This is a genomic window from Burkholderia sp. Bp8992, assembly GCF_003853705.1.
In the GTDB taxonomy this organism is placed as follows: Bacteria; Pseudomonadota; Gammaproteobacteria; order Burkholderiales; family Burkholderiaceae; genus Burkholderia.
In genome coordinates this window covers 130,113-145,086 of the sequence record NZ_QTQI01000004.1, presented here as the reverse complement: position 1 = coordinate 145,086, position 14,974 = coordinate 130,113, and the positions used below count along the sequence as shown (strand labels likewise).

Genomic DNA, 14,974 nt, shown 5'->3' with positions numbered 1-14,974 from the left:
ATGGTGCACGGTCGGCGCGCGGCGCCGTTGTGCGTCACCGGCGGCGTGCGGAAGGAACCGAAGCGGGGCGGAAAAGAGAAACGGGCACGCGATGCGTGCCCGTTCGGCGGGTCAGTGCGGCCGGCGGCAGTGTGCCGGACGGCGCGGCGGCGCGCGATGCGCCGCCGGACAGGTCAGTAGCGCGGCACGGACGGATCGACGTCGCGCGACCACGCGTCGATTCCGCCTTGCAGGTTGTACAGCTTCGTGAAGCCGCGCGATTCGAGGAACATCGCGACCTGCGCGCTGCGCATCCCGTGGTGGCACACGCAGACGATTTCCGTTTCGTCGTCGAGCTCTTCGCTGCGCGCGGGAATCTGCTGCATCGGAATCGATACGCTGCCGGCGATCTGCGCGGTTGCGATTTCCCACGGCTCGCGCACGTCGAGTACGACCGGCGCGGGGCGCGCCGCATCGCCGAGCCATTCCGCGAGCATCGCGGGCGTCAGGATCTGCATGGAGGCTCCGCGGCTCAGAACTTGAAGCGCGACGGCTCGATCGCGTTGACGAGGTGGTCGATGTACGTCTCGAACACGTCGGCGACGCGGTACTGCTTGTCGTCGATGCGCGTGATGATCTGCGCCTTCATCACCGGACGGCCGCCGACGAATGCCGACAGGCGGCCGCCAACCTTCAGTTGCTCGAGCATTTCCTGCGGCACGACGGGCAGGCCGCCGGCGACGCAGATCACGTCGTACGGCGCCTTGGCCGCCCAGCCGCGCGAACCGTCGCCGAGCACGACTTCCGCGTTGGTCACGCCGTCGTTGCGCAGGTTGTCTTCCGCGAACTTCGCGATCGCCGGATCGATCTCGACGGCCGTCACGTGCTGGGCGCGATGCGCGAACAGTGCGGCCAGGTAGCCCGAACCCGCGCCGATCACGAGCACGTTCTCGTGCTTCTTGACCGTCAGCTCCTGCAGCACGCGCGCTTCGACGCGCGGGAACAGCATCTTGCTGGCGCCGCCGGGCAGCGGCAGTTCGAGGTCGGCGAACGCGAGATCGCGGTATTCGGCCTGAACGTAGTTTTCACGCTTGACGATCGACAGCAGGCCCAGGACGTCCAGATCCAGCACGTCCCACGGACGGATCTGCTGTTCGATCATGTTGAAACGCGCGTTTTCGATATTCATGGTGTGGTCACGCAGCCTGGTCGGCCATCAGCGGGGATAGAGAAACTTCGTGATTGTACCAAACGGGGCGGCCGCGAAGCCTTCAGGCGGCCTGCAACAGACCTTTACCCCTTGCTCTTCTTGATCTGCGCCTCGAATGCGAGGTCGAGCTTGCTCGCCTTGCGCGGCTTTTTGGGGCCGAATTCGTCGACGAACTTGACGAATTCGTCGAGCGGCAGCGGCTCGCAGCGCTTTTCGGCGGTGCCGCCGGAACGGTCGACGAGATAGAACAGGCCGCCCGCCATCGCGACGGCCGCGAATTGCGGGTTGCCGGAGCGGGTCTTCAGGCGTTCGACCGCGTGGGTCGCTTTGGTGGTGCGCATCGTGCGGGTTCTGGCGGAGCGTAAGCCCCACACTGTATCAAACCGGCCGCCCGCGTGCGGCCGGCGCGGGCGTCAGACGGTGCGCGAGTAGCGTTGCTGCGGCGTCCGGCCCAGGTACGCGTCGAACGCCATCGCGACGTTGCGCACGACCATCCGGCCGGCCGGATGGATCGTCAGGCGGTCGCGCGCGATCGTCAGCAGCCCGTCGCGCTCGAGCGGGCGCAGCGCGTCGAGCTCGCGTGCGAAATGATCGGCGAAACGGATGCCGTGCGCGGCCTCGACGTGCGAGAACGGCAGGTCGAGATTGCACATCAGTTGCGTGATCACGTCGCGGCGCAGCCGGTCGTCGGGCGTGAGTCGCACACCGCGCGCGATCGGCAGCCGGCCTGCGTCGAGCGCGGCGCCGTATGTGGGCAGGTCTTTCGCGTTCTGGGCATAGACGTCGCCGACCTTGCCGATCGACGACACGCCGAAGCCGACGAGATCGGTATCCGCGCGCGTGCTGTAGCCCTGGAAATTGCGCTGCAGCGTGCCGTTGCGCTGCGCGCGCACGAGTTCGTCGGACGGCCGCGCGAAGTGGTCCATCCCGATGTATACGTAGCCGGCCGACGTCAGCATGTCGATCGCGAGGCCCAGCAGCGCGATGCGCGTTTCGGGCGGCGGCAGCGTCGCGTCGTCGATCTGCCTCTGCATCTTGAACAGGTGCGGCATGTGCGCGTAGCCGAACACCGACAGGCGATCGGGCGCGAGCTCGATGATCGTCTCGAGCGTGCGCGCGAACACGGCGACGGTCTGGTGCGGCAGCCCGTAGATCAGGTCGACGCTCACCGAATGAAAGCCCGTCGCGCGCGCGGCGCCGAGCAGGTCGGCCGTCATCGCGAGCGGCTGGATGCGGTTGATCGCCTGCTGCACGACCGGATCGAAATCCTGCACGCCGAGGCTCAGCCGGTTGAAGCCGATCGTGCGCAGGTGCACGAGCGTCGCGGGCGTGACCGTGCGCGGGTCGATCTCGATCGAGAACTCGGCGTCGGCGTCCGGGGCGAGCGCGAAGTGCTCGCGGGTGGCCGCCATCAGCTCGGCCGTCTCGTCGTCGGACAGGAAGGTCGGCGTGCCGCCGCCCCAGTGCAGCTGCGTGACGGGGCGCGACGGATCGAACAGCGCCGCCTGCAGCGCCATCTCGCGCTTGAGCTGGTCGAGGTACGGGCGGGCGCGGCGGCGGTTGTTGGTCGCGATCTTGTTGCAGCCGCAGTAGAAGCACGCGGTGTTGCAGAACGGGATGTGGAAGTACAGCGACAGCTCGCTCGACGACGCGCCGGGGTCGCTGGCCGCGCGCACGTAGTCGGCCGGATCGAAATCGTCGCGAAACTGCAGCGCGGTGGGGTATGACGTATAGCGCGGCCCGTTCGCGCCGTATTTCGCGAGCAAATCGGGACGGAACAGTGTGTCGGCAGAACCAGAATACATGATGGTCTCGCGCCTTTTAGATGCTTTCGAGTATATAAACGCGCGATTCGGCTGCATTGTGTAATAACGTCGCAGCCGGCGATGGCACAATGCGGGGTGGGGCTGCCGGAAGCCGCGTCCGGTTGCCGCACCGTTTTTGTTGTTTGCCGAGAGAGCCGAGTGTCCGTCGAATTGCCTGTCCGCCCGGTGCCCGCCGAGGTCCCGCCGTCGCATGCGTGCCGCGAGGGCTGCGGCGCGTGCTGCATCGCGCCGTCGATTTCCAGCCCGATTCCGGGCATGCCCGGCGGCAAGCCGGCCGGCGTGCGCTGCGTGCAGCTCGGCGACGACCTGCGCTGCATGATCTTCGGCCGGCCCGAGCGCCCCGCATGCTGTTCCGGGCTGCAGCCGTCCGCCGACATGTGCGGCGCGTCGCGCGACGACGCACTTGCATGGCTCACGCGCCTCGAGGCCGCGACGCAGCCGTCGCCTACAGGAGAGAGTTCAGCATGACTGCATCCCGCGCGCCCGGCCGGCGCCGTTTCCTTGCCGCATCCATCGGCGCCGTCGGCGTGTGCGTCTCGCTCGCTGCCTGCGCGTCGACGTTCCCGTTCATCCCCGACCACTACACGTTCTCGCGCGGCGACGTGCAGAAGGCCGTCGGGCGCAAGTTCCCTTACCAGAAGACGGTCGCGCAGGTCGTGGACGTGTCGCTCGCGAACCCGGCCGTCAACCTGCTGCCCGACCAGAACCGCGTCGCCGTGCAGCTCGACGCGCATTTCGAGAGCCCCTTCCTGCGCGCGCCCGTCAGCGGCAAGTTCACCGTGTCGGGCCAGCTCGCGTACGACGCGCCGAGCCGCTCGGTCGTGCTGAGGGCGCCTGCCGTCGACAGCCTCGTGCTCGACGGCGACGCGCAGATGTACGCACAGCAGGTCGGCGCGGCCGCCGGCCTGCTCGCGACGCAGTTGCTGACCAATTATCCGATCTACACGTTCAAGCCCGAGCAGCTGCAATTTGCCGGGGTGAACTACGAACCCGGTACAATTACGATTCTTACAAACGGCATACGCGTGGCGATCGTCGAAAAGTGACGACGGACCGCGCGTGGCCGGGCGGGCCGCGCGTGGAAGAGTGGCCCTTTCTTTCGACCATTTCGGAGTTGGGCCACGGATGGACTGGATCCTGATCTGCAAGGCATTGATCCTCGGCGTCGTCGAGGGGCTGACGGAATTCCTGCCGGTGTCGAGCACCGGTCACCTGATCGTCGCGGGCAGCTTCCTGAATTTCAACGATTCGCACGCGAAGACCTTCGACGTCGTGATCCAGTTCGGCGCGATCCTCGCCGTCTGCTGGGAATACCGGCAACGGATCGCGTCCATCGTGTCGGGGCTGCCGAGCCGGCCCGACGCGCAGCGCTTCACGCTGAACGTCGTGATCGCGACGATTCCCGCGATCGCGCTCGGCCTCCTGTTCGAGAAGAAGATCAAGGCCGTGCTGTTCTCGCCGGTGCCCGTCGCGCTCGCGCTCGTCGTGGGCGGTGCGATCATCCTGTGGGCCGAGGCGCGGCAGCGCGAACGCAGCGAGCCGCCGCGCGTGGTGTCGGTCGATGCGCTGACGCCGCTCGACGCGTTGAAGGTCGGCATCGCGCAGTGCTTCGCGCTGGTGCCGGGCATGTCGCGTTCGGGCTCGACGATCATCGGCGGGATGCTGTTCGGTCTCGACCGGCGCGTGGCCACCGAATTCTCGTTCTTTCTCGCGATTCCGATCATCTTCGGCGCGACGCTCTACGAAACCGTGAAGGACTGGCAGGCGTTCACCGTCGATTCGCTCGGCCTGTTCGCGCTCGGGCTCGTCGCGGCGTTCGTCAGCGCGTTCGTGTGCGTGCGCTGGCTGCTGCGCTACGTCGCGACGCACGATTTCACGGTGTTCGCGTGGTACCGGATCGCGTTCGGGCTGTTCGTGCTGCTGGTCGGTTACAGCGGCTGGCTGAACTGGGCTTGATGCCGACAACGGGCCGCCGCGCCGGCCCATGAAAAAAAGCCCGACCGGCGCGAGAGGCCGGTCGGGCTTTTTTCATTCTGCGCGGGGCAGGGTGTTCAGCCTGCGCGCTTGCGGAACACCAGGTCCCACACGCCGTGGCCGAGCCGCAGCCCGCGCCGTTCGAACTTCGTCACCGGACGGTAGTCGGGGCGCGGTGCGTAGTCGGCGGCCGTGTTCTCGAGCGTCGGCTCCGCGCCGAGCACTTCGAGCATCTGCTCCGCGTAGTTCTGCCAGTCGGTCGCGCAGTGCAGGTACGCGCCGGGCTTCAGGCGCGACGCGAGATGCGCGACGAGCGGCGGCTGGATCAGCCGGCGCTTGTGATGACGCGCCTTGTGCCACGGATCGGGGAAGAAGATGTGCACGCCGTCGAGGCTTTCCGGCGCGATCATGTGCTCGAGCACTTCGACCGCGTCGTGCTGGATGATGCGGATGTTCGGCAGATCCTGCTCGCCGATCAGCTTCAGCAGCGCGCCGACGCCCGGCTCGTGCACCTCGACGCCGAGGAAGTCGTCGCCCGGGCGGTGCGCGGCGATTTCCGCGGTCGACGCGCCCATCCCGAAACCGATCTCGAGAATGCGCGGCGCGCTACGGCCGAAGATCGCGTTCCAGTCGGGCAACTGCGGCGCATACGGGACGACGAAGCGCGGGCCGAATTCGTCGAGCGCGCGGCGCTGGCCGGTCGACACGCGGCCGGCACGTGTCACGAAACTGCGGATGCGGCGGTGGTGCAGCGGGTTGACGGCGTCGGCGCCTTCGGCGGCTTCGTCGGGAATGGCGTCGTCGTGCGGCGGCAGGCCGGCTTCGTTCGGATCGTCGTGCATCATTGGTGACAGAGAAAGGCTCGGTTGCGGGCGAGGGCCCGTTGCGCAGCGGTGTGTCGAGAACCGACACATGGTACAAAAAAGCCGCCTTCGGCGAGGCGGCTCATGCGCAGGCTGTCATGCAGCCGGAATGTGGAGCGGGCGATGGGAATCGAACCCACGTCATCAGCTTGGGAAGCTGAGGTAATGGCCATTATACGACGCCCGCAGAACGCGCAATTCTACAGGGTTTGGCGGCAATGTTGCAAGTGAAGCGTTTTTGGCCGCCGGCAAACGGCTTCGCGTACCCCTCTGTCCGTGCGCCTGCACGCAACCCCGTGTCGAAAATAGACGAGTCGGTGTCGGACGCATGCAAGTCCCGGCAACGCTTTCGAACTAACGTGACAAGCCTCTCTTACGATCGTTAGTCTGGAGCCGACATGTCCGATTTCATCACCGTTTTGCGCGAAACCTGCCCGACGCCCGTCCTTGATGCGACCAAGTGGAAGCGCATCGGCGGCGATCCGCATACCGTGAACCTCAACGCATACCTCTCCAAGGACGGCAGCAAGATCATGGGGACCTGGATCTGCACGCCGGGCAAGTTCGAGGTGAACTACGAGAAATGGGAGTACTGCCACTTCCTCGACGGCTACTGCATCATCACGCCGGAAGGTGAGGAATCGGTGCACCTGAAAGCCGGTGACGTGTTCGTCATCGAGCCCGGTATGAAAGGGACGTGGGAAGTGGTCGAGACGGTGCGCAAGTACTTCGTCTTCGCCTGAGCGGGCCTGTCGGTTCGATCCACGTATAAAGCCGTCGCCCGATACCTCCCGGTTCACGGAGCCGGGAGGGCAAACGGGGATCCCGGCTCAATAAAATTCGTTCCGGTTCGGAAGCCGCTCGCGGAGCGTGGTCGCACGCCCGGCTGGTTCCTCCATTCCGCGCGATCGCGCCCGGTGCCTGCAAGACATCGCGCAAGCGCCTATGATGCGGCGATCCACCAGTCGCGCCGGTTGCCATGCGTGCATGGCCCGCGAACACCGAACGTATTCCCGGAACCCCGACCATGCGCATCACCGCGATCCACGAGCAAGCGATTCCCGTCTCCCGTTATGCCGACCCGGCGATTCCGTCCGGCGGCCTGACGACGAGCGTCGTTGCGGTCGTGACCGACGTCGTGCGCGACGGCCGTCCGGTGACGGGCTACGGCTACGCGTCGATCGGCCGTTTCGCGCAGGGCGGGCTGATCCGCGAACGGTTCGCGCCGCGCCTGCTGGCGGCGGCCGACGCGCTCGCCGACGAAACCGGCACGAACCTCGATCCGTTCCGCGCGTGGCGCGCGATGATGGCAGGCGAAAAGCCCGGCGGACACGGTGAACGGTGCGTCGCGGTCGGCACGCTCGACATGGCGATCTGGGACGCCGCCGCGAAAATCGCCGACCTGCCGCTCGATCGCTTTCTCGCCGACCAGCTCGAACGCACGGCAGCACCACGCGTGCGCGTGTACGCAGGCGGCGGCTACCGCTATCCGCATGACGACCTCGCGCGCCTGTCCGACGAAATGCGTCGTATCGTCGATCTCGGCTACACGCACGCGAAAATCAAGATCGGCGGCGCGGATTTCGACGACGACCGGCGCCGCATCGAAGCTGCTGCCGCACATCTTGCGGACAGTTCGCATCTCGCGGTCGACGCGATGAACGCGTACGACGCGACGTCCGCCCGCGCGGCCGCCGAAAAGCTCGCACCACTCGATCTCTGGTGGTTCGAGGACATCTGCGATCCGCTCGACCTGCCGCTCCAGGCAGACATCGCCACGCGATATGCGCCGCCGATCGCGGCCGGCGAAGCGTTGTTCTCGCTCGCGGAAGCGAAGCTGCTAGAGCGTTATGGCGGCTTGCGCCACGATCGCGACGTGCTCGTGTTCGATCCCGTGCATTGCTACGGGCTGCCGGGCTATCTGCAGATCGTCGATCACTTCGTGTCGCGCGGCTGGCGGCGCGATGCGTTCTGGCCGCATGGCGGCCACCTGTTCTCGCTGCACGTCGTCGCGGCGCTCGGTCTCGGCGGTGCGGAAGTCAGTCCGTTCGCGTTCCTTCCGTTCAGCGGGCTGGCCGATGGCGAAATCGTCGATGCAGGATACGCACGCGTGCCGCAGGCGCCGGGTATCGGTTTCGAACTGCACACCCACGCGCGCGACGCGTTCCACGCGGTATCCGGCCGCTGACGCCTAAAGCGCGTCGATCGCGAAACGCACGGCGAACCCAAGCATCATCATCGCGACGAAGCCGTCGAGCACCCGCCACGCGAGCGTGCGAGCGAACCAGGCGCGGCACGCGCGTGCGCCGTAGGCGAGCATCAGGAACCAGGCGAGCGAAGCGGTCATCGCGCCGATCGCAAACGGCGCGCGTGCGGACGGCGGGTGACTCACGATCACGGTGCCGAGCAGCAGCACCGTATCGATCCACGCATACGGGTTGAGCAGCGAAACGGCGGCGGTTGCCAGCACCGTGCGCGACCGCGTGGGCTCGCCGCTGGCGGCGCGCGAGCCGTCGGCATGCCCAGGCTGTCGTCTCACGATCGCCGAGCGCAACGCGAGCAGGCCATAACCGGCGAGATACGCGATACCGGCCCACAGTGCGGCCGACACCACGCCGGGATGCCGCGACAGCAGCGACGACAATCCCTGCGCGCCAAGCGCGATCAACAGCGCGTCGCTGCCTGCACAAACAAGGGCGATGGAGAGCAGATGGGGGCTCGAGATCGAGCGCTTGATGACGAAGGCGTCCTTGGGGCCGACCGACGTGAACAGGCCGGCGCCAAGCAGCAGGCCTTCGAGGAAGGCAGAGGTGTCGAGCACGAGCGGGCCGACAACCTCTTAAGCTGAACCGGTGATGGTTATGATGGGAGCAACGTTAAGGGGCGCCAGGGGGCGTTGTCAATGGCCCGCCGCGCGCCTGCGTGCCGATCACCGTGCCGCCACATCGCCGAGGTTGAGCGCGACGAGCGCGCAGACGGTCAGCGCGATGCCGGCGAGCTTCAACGACGACACCGATTCATCGAAGCAGACGATGCCGATCACGGCGGTGGCCGCCGTGCTGGCGGCGGCCCAACTCGCGTACGCGAGCCCCATTTCGAGCCGCTTCGTCGCGAGCGCCATCAGCCACACGGCGCATGCGTAGCAGACGACCGTGACCGCGGACGGCAGCGGGCGGGAAAAACCGGCCGAAAACTTCAGGCCGACGGAGCCGAGCACTTCGGCGAGCACACTGATGCCGAGCAGAAGCCAGGCAGACTGGAACGGGGACACGAACGGCCTCCTTCCCCCGACGCTTATACCGAGCGGCGAGGAGAAGTGGAGGTGTCAGCGGTACCCAGGTGAAAGGAGCTTAGTACGCGCGGCGAGGCAGCACAAGGCAAGCGCTGCACGGGTCACGCGCGATCGCCATTGCCGGCCGCCCACTCCGGCCGCTGCCCGAGCGTATCGAACAGCCGGACGATTTCGGTCTTCACCTTCTGCACCGCGTTGCTGACGAGCGCGGTGTCGTGCCAGCACAGCGACAGGTCGCGCGCGAACAGCCGGTGCGCGACGGTCGACAGCTTGAGCTTGCGTTCCTCGATCTCGACGTGCGCGGCCGTCCAAGGCAGGATCGTCACGCCGAGCTGCGCCATCACGGCCGCGAACAGCAGCCCGGTCGAACTCGCCTCGAAGCTGATCTCGTACGACAGCCCGGCCTCGCGCATCGCCCACTCGACGCGGTTGCGGATCGTGTTCGGCGCGCTCGGCAGCACGAGCGGCATTCGCGCGATCGCGTCGAGCGGCACGGGATCGTCGGGTACCTGGAATCCGGGCCACGTGATCAGGTACAGCGTTTCGGTCAGCAGCCGGTGGATCGCGATGCCGCGCGTGTCGACTGCATCGGCGACGATCGCGAGATCGAGCCGAGCGCGTTCGAGCAGCGTGTCGAGATCGGCGCTTGGCGCCTCGATCAACTCCAGCATGATGCCCGGATAGCGGTCGCGTACCGCGCGGGCGAGCGGAATGGCCAGCACGCGCGCGGTGCTCGACGGCATTCCGACCGTCACGCGGCCCTGCGGCGTGTCGGCGTCGCGGCGCAGCAGCTCGCGCGTGCCGTCGGCCTGGCGCAGCAGTTCGAGCGCATGCTGGTACAGCGTGCGGCCGGCGGCGGTCGGCGCGACGCCGCGCACGCTCCGCTCGAGCAGCTGCATCCCCAGATCCCGTTCGAGATTGCGCATCTGCTGGCTGACCGCCGGCTGCGCGACGTGCAGCGCCTCGCTCGCATGCGTGACGTTGCCGCATTCGACGACCTTCACGAAATAGCGCAACTGTCTCAAGTCCATCGCCGCCGTCTCCCGATTCAAGGCCGATTCAAGTCATAAGGCAATCGGATCGAGCAAGATGAATATCATATTTTTCTGCGATCGATGGGGTTTCTATACTCGTCTCACAAAAGAGCCCGACTGCCGGCCATCCCGGACCGGACGGGCGAACGTGCCGGCCCCGCCGGCAAGGAGACGACGATGTTCAAGGCGATCGACGCGCCGGCGGCCGGCGCGAAGCCGCGGCGCACGCCGCTCACGCGCGAGCAGGTGAAGGGCTTCTGGGCCGTGTATGCGGGCTGGGTGCTCGACGGCGTGGATTCGGTGATCTACGCGCTCGTGCTGATTCCCGCACTGACCGAGCTGCTGCCGGCCTCCGGCATCGCGGCGACGCCAGCGAACCTGGGGATGTACGGCTCGATCCTGTTCGCGCTGTTCCTGATCGGCTGGGGGCTGTCGTTCATCTGGGGGCCGCTCGCCGACCGCTTCGGCCGCGTACGCACGCTCGCCGCGAGCATCCTGATCTACTCGGTATTCACCGGCGCAGCGGCCTTCGTGCACGACGTCTGGGCGCTGGCCGCGTGCCGGCTGATCGCCGGGATCGGCGTCGGCGGCGAGTGGGCGCTCGCGGGCACCTACGTCGCCGAGAGCTGGCCGGAAGACCGTCGCAAGATGGGCGCCGGCTACCTGCAGACGGGCTACTACTTCGGCTTCTTCATCGCCGCCTGCCTGAACTACACGATCGGCGCGACCTACGGCTGGCGCGCGATGTTCCTGTGCGGTCTTGCGCCCGCGCTGCTCGCGGTGTTCACGGTGCTGCGCGTGAAAGAGCCGGGTCAGTGGCGCCGGCACGACGCGCGCGACGGCGACGTGGCCGACGCGCGGCGCGCGCATCCGCTGCGCGAAATCTTCGCGCCGGCGTTCCTGCGCCGCACGCTGACGAGCGCGAGCCTTGTCGGCGTCGCGATCGTCGGGCTGTGGGCCGGTTCCGTCTACGAGGCAAGCGCGGTCAGCACGCTGGCGGCGCGCGCGGGCATCGACCACGTCGGCGCGCTGCGGCTTGCGTCCATCGGTGCGGCGATCCTGTCGTGCGCGACGATCGCCGGCTGCCTGGTCGCGCCGTGGCTGTCGGAACGGCTCGGCCGGCGCACCGCGCTCGGCGTGTATTTCGCTGGGATGGCCGCATCGATCGTGTTCGCGTTCGGCTGGGCGTTCTACCAGCCGAACGGGCTCGCGGCGTTCATGGTGTCGCTCGCATTCCTCGGCTTCTTCGGCGGCAACTTCGCGATCTTCTCGCTGTGGCTGCCCGAGCAGTACCCGACGCGCGTGCGCGCCACCGCGTTCGCATTCAACGCGTCGGTCGGCCGCTTCATCGGTGCGGGCGTGAACTTCCTGCTCGGCGCTGCAATTCACGGCTACGGCTCGCTCGGTGTGCCGGTCGCATGGACCGCGGCCGTGTTCGGGCTCGGCATCCTGATCCTGCCGTTCGCGGTCGAAACGCGTCACCAGACGTTGCCCGAATGAGCGGGACGTATCCCTCGTTCGCAGCCACGCCATACCCAGTCATCAATATCAGGAGTCCGGAATGCAGGCGTTGAATGGAATCAAGGTCGTCGATCTGAGTCGCGCGCTGTCGGGGCCGTTCTGCTCGATGGTGCTCGCCGATCTCGGCGCCGACGTGATCAAGGTCGAATCGGGGCCGCACGGCGACATGAGCCGCGCATGGGGGCCGTTCGATCGCGGCGTGAGTACGTACTACCTGTCCTGCAACCGGAACAAGCGCGGTATCTGCGTGGACTTCCGGCAGCCGGCCGGCCTTGACGTCGTGCGGCGGTTGATCGCGCAGGCCGACGTCGTGATCGAGAACTTCAAGGCCGGCACGATGGACGCGATGGGGCTCGGCTATGCCGCGCTGAGCGCGCACGATCCGCGGCTCGTGATGGGCAGCGTCACCGCGTTCGGTCCGCGCGGCCCGCTGCGCGACTGGCCGGGTTTCGACCAGATCGCGCAGGGCTATGCGGGGCTGATGAGCCTCACCGGTTTCCCGGACGGCGAGCCGACGCGCACGGGTACCGCGATCGGCGATCTCAGCTCGGGGATGTGGGTGGCGACCGGCGTGATGGCCGCACTGTTCGAGCGCGAGCGCACCGGGCGCGGGCAGCATGTCGGCACGTCGCTGCTCGAAAGCCTCGTGTCGCTGCTGAGCGTGCACGGGCAACGCTACCTGAGCCTCGGCGACGTGCCGCGCCGCACCGGCAACGCGCACGCGGTGATCGCGCCGTACGGCGTGTTCGAGACGGCCGACGGCCCGCTCAACCTCGCGCCGATCACGACCGACATGTGGCTGCGGCTCTGTCAGTTGCTGGATCTGCCCGCGTTGCCGAGCGATCCGCGCTTCGCGAACAACGATGCGCGCGTCGCGCACCGTGACGAACTGAAGACGTTGCTCGAAAGCCGGCTGCGCACGCGCGGCAAGCGCGAATGGACGCAGCGTTTCGTGGCAGCCGGTTTGCCGGCCGGCCCGATCAATACGCTCGACGAAGTGTTCGACGATCCGCAGCTCGCGCATTGCGGGCTGGTCGAGCCGGTCGCGCATCCGACGCTCGGCACGCTGCGCCAGGTCGTCACGCCGCTCGGCGGGATGGGCGACGACGTGCCGGCGCAGCGCACGCGCCATGCGCCGCCGCTGCTTGGCGAGCATACGGTCGACGTGCTGCGCGAAGCGGGCTACGGCGACGACGCGATCGACGCACTGCTGGCCGGGCGCGCGATCTTCCAGGCGGAAGCCATGGCGGAGGCCGTGCAATGACCGACCTGACGAAACACGACAGTGCGTCGACCGTGACGGTCGAGATGGTCGGCGAGCGGATCGCGCGCGTGCGGTTCGCGAATCCGGCGCGGCGGCATGCGCTCGACGCGCCGTTGCTCGATGCGCTCGTCGCACGCCTCGATGCGCTCGCCGGACACCGTCCGCCGCCCGTCGTGATCCTGTCAAACGACGGCAGCGGCGACGTGTGGAGCGCGGGGCACGACCTGCGCGAACTGGCCGACGACCGCGATCCGCTCGCCTACGGCAAGCCGCTCGAACGCGCGCTGCGGCGCGTGCGGACCTATCCGGGCGCGGTGATTGCGGCGGTGGCCGGGTCGGCGTGGGGCGGCGCCGTCGATCTCGTGATGAGCTGCGATCTCGTCGTCGCGGCGCGCGACGCGCGTTTCGCGATGACGCCCGCGAACATCGGCCTGCCGTATTCGACGAGCGGCCTGCTGCGCTTTTACGACAACCTGCCGATTCATGTGCTGAAGGAAATGTTCTTCAGTGCGCAGCCGCTCGATGCGGAGCGCGCCGCGGGTCACGGGCTCGTGAACCGGCTGGCGGAACCGGGCGGCGTCGACGACGCGGCGCTCGACGTCGCGCGCACGATTGCCGCGAAGGCGCCGCTTGCCGTGCATGCGGTGAAGGAGCAGTTGCGTGTGCTGCAGGATGCGCGGCCGCTGCCGGCGGATGCGTTCGAACGGGTCGCGGAGTTGCGCCGGCAAGCGTGCGAAGGCGCCGATTTCGACGAAGGGCTGCGTGCGTTTGCGGAGCGCCGCGCGCCGCAGTTTCGCGGCGTCTAGGCAGAGCGGTCGCGCGGCGACGGCTGCGCCGCGCTACATGCCGCCGAGCGCGTGTACGCCGACGAGCAGCAGCGCGCCGATCGCGATCAGCAGTAGCGCATGGAGGCGCGTGTACATCACGCACAGCGTCGACGCGACGGCGATCGCGCGCGCGGCCCAGCCGCCGTCGAGCGCCTGCAGCAGCACCCAGACCGACGCGAGGATCATGCCGGCCGCGACCGGGCGCAGGCCGGTTTCGAGTGCGACCTGCCAGCGCGCGCCCTGGTGCCGCCGCCACAGATGCGCGACGCCGTAGATCAGGAAGGCAGTCGGGCCGAACAGCGCGAGCGTCGCGATCACCGCGCCCCAGAAGCCGCCCACCTGCCAGCCGATCAGCGTCGCCAGCAGCGAGCCGGGCCCCGGCGCCATCCGCGCGATCGCGAAGTCGTTCACGAATTGCGTGGCGGTCATCCAGTGATGGACGTCGACGACCTGCCGCTGGATGTCGGCGATGATCGCCTGCCCGCCGCCGATCGTCGCGATCGACAGCGGCGCAAATACGCCGAACAGCGCGGCATAGCGTACGGACGCGGTCATCGTGCGTCGCTCCCGGCCGATGCCGACGCCACGGCCGTCCGGCGGTACTCCAGCGTGACGCTCAAGGCACCGCCGATCAGCACGGTCCACACGAGCGGCCAGTGCAGTATGGCGACCGACACGAACGTGAGCGCCATCACCGCGAACGGCAGCGTGCGACGCGGCAGCCGCCGCACGGCGGTGATCGCCATCGAGATCGACAGCCCGATCGCCGCGGCCGCCGCGCCGGCCAGCGCGACATGCGTGAGCGGAAAGCGCGTGAGGGTCGAGAACGCGACGCCGAACAGCACGATCAGCACGGCCGGCGGCGCGATGATGCCGGTGAAGCCGGCCACCGCGCCGCGCCATCCGGCGAGGCGGTAGCCGATCCAGATCGCGAGGTTCTTCACGTTGACGCCCGGCAACGCCTGCGACAGTGCGAGCCCGTTGAGGAACGCCTCTTCGTCGAGCCAGCGCCGTTCGTAGACGAAGTCGCGCATCATCCGCCCGCTCAGTCCGCCGCCGAAGCTGGTCAGGCCGATCTGCGTGAACGCGATGAACAGCGTGAGGACGCCCGGCGGCGGTGCGTCGGCGGCGGGCGGCGGCGGGGGAATCGTGGCGGAGGGCGCGGGCATCGGGCGGGCAGCATG

18 protein-coding genes and 1 tRNA gene are annotated in these 14,974 nt (G+C 68.0%); 8 read left to right on the top strand and 11 right to left on the bottom strand.

The window, feature by feature from the left end:
* Positions 1-173: 173 nt before the first annotated feature.
* The 4 genes from DIE03_RS07885 to hemN form a co-directional block, all read right to left on the bottom strand.
* Positions 174-497 (bottom strand): rhodanese-like domain-containing protein, encoded by a 324-nt coding sequence (locus tag DIE03_RS07885; protein ID WP_124449098.1) that lies wholly within the window; start codon positions 495-497, stop codon positions 174-176.
* Positions 498-511: 14 nt separating this feature from the next.
* Positions 512-1,168 (bottom strand): protein-L-isoaspartate O-methyltransferase, encoded by a 657-nt coding sequence (locus tag DIE03_RS07880; protein WP_124449096.1) that lies wholly within the window; start codon positions 1,166-1,168, stop codon positions 512-514.
* Between the two features lie 104 nt (positions 1,169-1,272).
* Complete coding sequence (locus DIE03_RS07875; protein ID WP_006488573.1) at positions 1,273-1,530, bottom strand: hypothetical protein; 258 nt, start codon at positions 1,528-1,530, stop codon at positions 1,273-1,275.
* Positions 1,531-1,602: 72 nt separating this feature from the next.
* Entirely contained in the window at positions 1,603-2,994 is a 1,392-nt protein-coding gene (gene hemN / locus DIE03_RS07870; protein WP_124449094.1) for an oxygen-independent coproporphyrinogen III oxidase, read from the bottom strand.
* A gap of 159 nt (positions 2,995-3,153) precedes the next feature.
* Between hemN and DIE03_RS07865 the strand changes: the two genes are divergently transcribed.
* From DIE03_RS07865 to DIE03_RS07855, 3 genes are all read left to right on the top strand, one after another.
* Entirely contained in the window at positions 3,154-3,483 is a 330-nt protein-coding gene (locus DIE03_RS07865) for a YkgJ family cysteine cluster protein (RefSeq protein ID WP_260434825.1), read from the top strand.
* On the top strand, positions 3,480-4,061 hold the full coding sequence (locus DIE03_RS07860) for a DUF1439 domain-containing protein (RefSeq protein ID WP_124449092.1): 582 nt from the start codon (positions 3,480-3,482) through the stop codon (positions 4,059-4,061). The genes DIE03_RS07865 and DIE03_RS07860 overlap by 4 nt, the downstream gene beginning before the upstream one ends.
* Positions 4,062-4,140: 79 nt before the next feature.
* Complete coding sequence (locus tag DIE03_RS07855; protein ID WP_124449090.1) at positions 4,141-4,971, top strand: undecaprenyl-diphosphate phosphatase; 831 nt, start codon at positions 4,141-4,143, stop codon at positions 4,969-4,971.
* A gap of 95 nt (positions 4,972-5,066) precedes the next feature.
* Here DIE03_RS07855 and trmB read toward each other — a convergent pair whose 3' ends face one another.
* Both trmB and DIE03_RS07845 read right to left on the bottom strand, forming a co-directional pair.
* On the bottom strand, positions 5,067-5,834 hold the full coding sequence (gene trmB / locus DIE03_RS07850; RefSeq protein WP_124449088.1) for a tRNA (guanosine(46)-N7)-methyltransferase TrmB: 768 nt from the start codon (positions 5,832-5,834) through the stop codon (positions 5,067-5,069).
* A gap of 130 nt (positions 5,835-5,964) precedes the next feature.
* A tRNA-Gly gene (locus DIE03_RS07845) sits at positions 5,965-6,039 on the bottom strand.
* Between the two features lie 211 nt (positions 6,040-6,250).
* Between DIE03_RS07845 and DIE03_RS07840 the strand changes: the two genes are divergently transcribed.
* Positions 6,251-6,595, top strand: coding sequence for a cupin domain-containing protein (locus tag DIE03_RS07840; protein ID WP_027788152.1), 345 nt, complete (start codon positions 6,251-6,253; stop codon positions 6,593-6,595).
* 284 nt (positions 6,596-6,879) lie between these two features.
* Complete coding sequence (locus DIE03_RS07835; protein ID WP_124449086.1) at positions 6,880-8,040, top strand: enolase C-terminal domain-like protein; 1,161 nt, start codon at positions 6,880-6,882, stop codon at positions 8,038-8,040.
* A gap of 3 nt (positions 8,041-8,043) precedes the next feature.
* Here DIE03_RS07835 and DIE03_RS07830 read toward each other — a convergent pair whose 3' ends face one another.
* The 3 genes from DIE03_RS07830 to DIE03_RS07820 all read right to left on the bottom strand — a co-directional run bounded on the left by DIE03_RS07830 (position 8,044) and on the right by DIE03_RS07820 (position 10,175).
* The gene (locus DIE03_RS07830) at positions 8,044-8,673 is read right to left on the bottom strand and encodes a LysE/ArgO family amino acid transporter (protein ID WP_124449084.1); all 630 of its coding nucleotides are present in this window, start codon (positions 8,671-8,673) and stop codon (positions 8,044-8,046) included.
* Positions 8,674-8,781: 108 nt separating this feature from the next.
* Positions 8,782-9,123: a multidrug efflux SMR transporter gene (locus tag DIE03_RS07825; RefSeq protein ID WP_124449082.1), complete on the bottom strand. Its 342-nt coding sequence runs from the start codon at positions 9,121-9,123 to the stop codon at positions 8,782-8,784.
* Between the two features lie 122 nt (positions 9,124-9,245).
* Complete coding sequence (locus DIE03_RS07820) at positions 9,246-10,175, bottom strand: LysR substrate-binding domain-containing protein (protein ID WP_124449080.1); 930 nt, start codon at positions 10,173-10,175, stop codon at positions 9,246-9,248.
* A 180-nt stretch (positions 10,176-10,355) separates the two neighbouring features.
* Between DIE03_RS07820 and DIE03_RS07815 the strand changes: the two genes are divergently transcribed.
* The 3 genes from DIE03_RS07815 (at position 10,356) to scpB (ending at position 13,769) form a co-directional block, all read left to right on the top strand.
* Positions 10,356-11,678, top strand: coding sequence for an MFS transporter (locus tag DIE03_RS07815; RefSeq protein WP_124449078.1), 1,323 nt, complete (start codon positions 10,356-10,358; stop codon positions 11,676-11,678).
* A 61-nt stretch (positions 11,679-11,739) separates the two neighbouring features.
* On the top strand, positions 11,740-12,963 hold the full coding sequence (locus DIE03_RS07810; RefSeq protein ID WP_124449076.1) for a CaiB/BaiF CoA-transferase family protein: 1,224 nt from the start codon (positions 11,740-11,742) through the stop codon (positions 12,961-12,963).
* Positions 12,960-13,769: a methylmalonyl-CoA decarboxylase gene (scpB, locus tag DIE03_RS07805; protein WP_124449074.1), complete on the top strand. Its 810-nt coding sequence runs from the start codon at positions 12,960-12,962 to the stop codon at positions 13,767-13,769. Before DIE03_RS07810 ends, scpB begins: the two co-directional genes overlap by 4 nt.
* A 33-nt stretch (positions 13,770-13,802) precedes the next feature.
* On the opposite strand, the gene DIE03_RS07800 is transcribed toward scpB, so the two are convergent.
* Positions 13,803-14,345, bottom strand: a complete 543-nt coding sequence (locus DIE03_RS07800) for a chromate transporter (RefSeq protein ID WP_124449072.1) — start codon at positions 14,343-14,345, stop codon at positions 13,803-13,805.
* On the bottom strand, positions 14,342-14,959 hold the full coding sequence (locus DIE03_RS07795) for a chromate transporter (protein ID WP_124449070.1): 618 nt from the start codon (positions 14,957-14,959) through the stop codon (positions 14,342-14,344). Before DIE03_RS07795 ends, DIE03_RS07800 begins: the two co-directional genes overlap by 4 nt.
* Positions 14,960-14,974 lie beyond the last annotated feature (15 nt).

Excerpts from the sequence above, each read along its gene's own strand:
- DIE03_RS07885 (WP_124449098.1), bottom strand. The coding sequence starts at position 497 with ATGCAGATCCTGACGCCCGCGATGCTCGCGGAATGGCTCGGCGATGCG.
- DIE03_RS07855 (WP_124449090.1), top strand. The coding sequence starts at position 4,141 with ATGGACTGGATCCTGATCTGCAAGGCATTGATCCTCGGCGTCGTCGAG.
- DIE03_RS07835 (WP_124449086.1), top strand. The coding sequence starts at position 6,880 with ATGCGCATCACCGCGATCCACGAGCAAGCGATTCCCGTCTCCCGTTAT.
- DIE03_RS07820 (WP_124449080.1), bottom strand. The coding sequence starts at position 10,175 with ATGGACTTGAGACAGTTGCGCTATTTCGTGAAGGTCGTCGAATGCGGC.
- hemN (WP_124449094.1), bottom strand. The coding sequence starts at position 2,994 with ATGTATTCTGGTTCTGCCGACACACTGTTCCGTCCCGATTTGCTCGCG.
- DIE03_RS07815 (WP_124449078.1), top strand. The coding sequence starts at position 10,356 with ATGTTCAAGGCGATCGACGCGCCGGCGGCCGGCGCGAAGCCGCGGCGC.
- DIE03_RS07880 (WP_124449096.1), bottom strand. The coding sequence starts at position 1,168 with ATGAATATCGAAAACGCGCGTTTCAACATGATCGAACAGCAGATCCGT.
- DIE03_RS07800 (WP_124449072.1), bottom strand. The coding sequence starts at position 14,345 with ATGACCGCGTCCGTACGCTATGCCGCGCTGTTCGGCGTATTTGCGCCG.
- DIE03_RS07840 (WP_027788152.1), top strand. The coding sequence starts at position 6,251 with ATGTCCGATTTCATCACCGTTTTGCGCGAAACCTGCCCGACGCCCGTC.
- DIE03_RS07875 (WP_006488573.1), bottom strand. The coding sequence starts at position 1,530 with ATGCGCACCACCAAAGCGACCCACGCGGTCGAACGCCTGAAGACCCGC.
- DIE03_RS07810 (WP_124449076.1), top strand. The coding sequence starts at position 11,740 with ATGCAGGCGTTGAATGGAATCAAGGTCGTCGATCTGAGTCGCGCGCTG.
- trmB (WP_124449088.1), bottom strand. The coding sequence starts at position 5,834 with ATGATGCACGACGATCCGAACGAAGCCGGCCTGCCGCCGCACGACGAC.
- DIE03_RS07860 (WP_124449092.1), top strand. The coding sequence starts at position 3,480 with ATGACTGCATCCCGCGCGCCCGGCCGGCGCCGTTTCCTTGCCGCATCC.
- scpB (WP_124449074.1), top strand. The coding sequence starts at position 12,960 with ATGACCGACCTGACGAAACACGACAGTGCGTCGACCGTGACGGTCGAG.
- DIE03_RS07795 (WP_124449070.1), bottom strand. The coding sequence starts at position 14,959 with ATGCCCGCGCCCTCCGCCACGATTCCCCCGCCGCCGCCCGCCGCCGAC.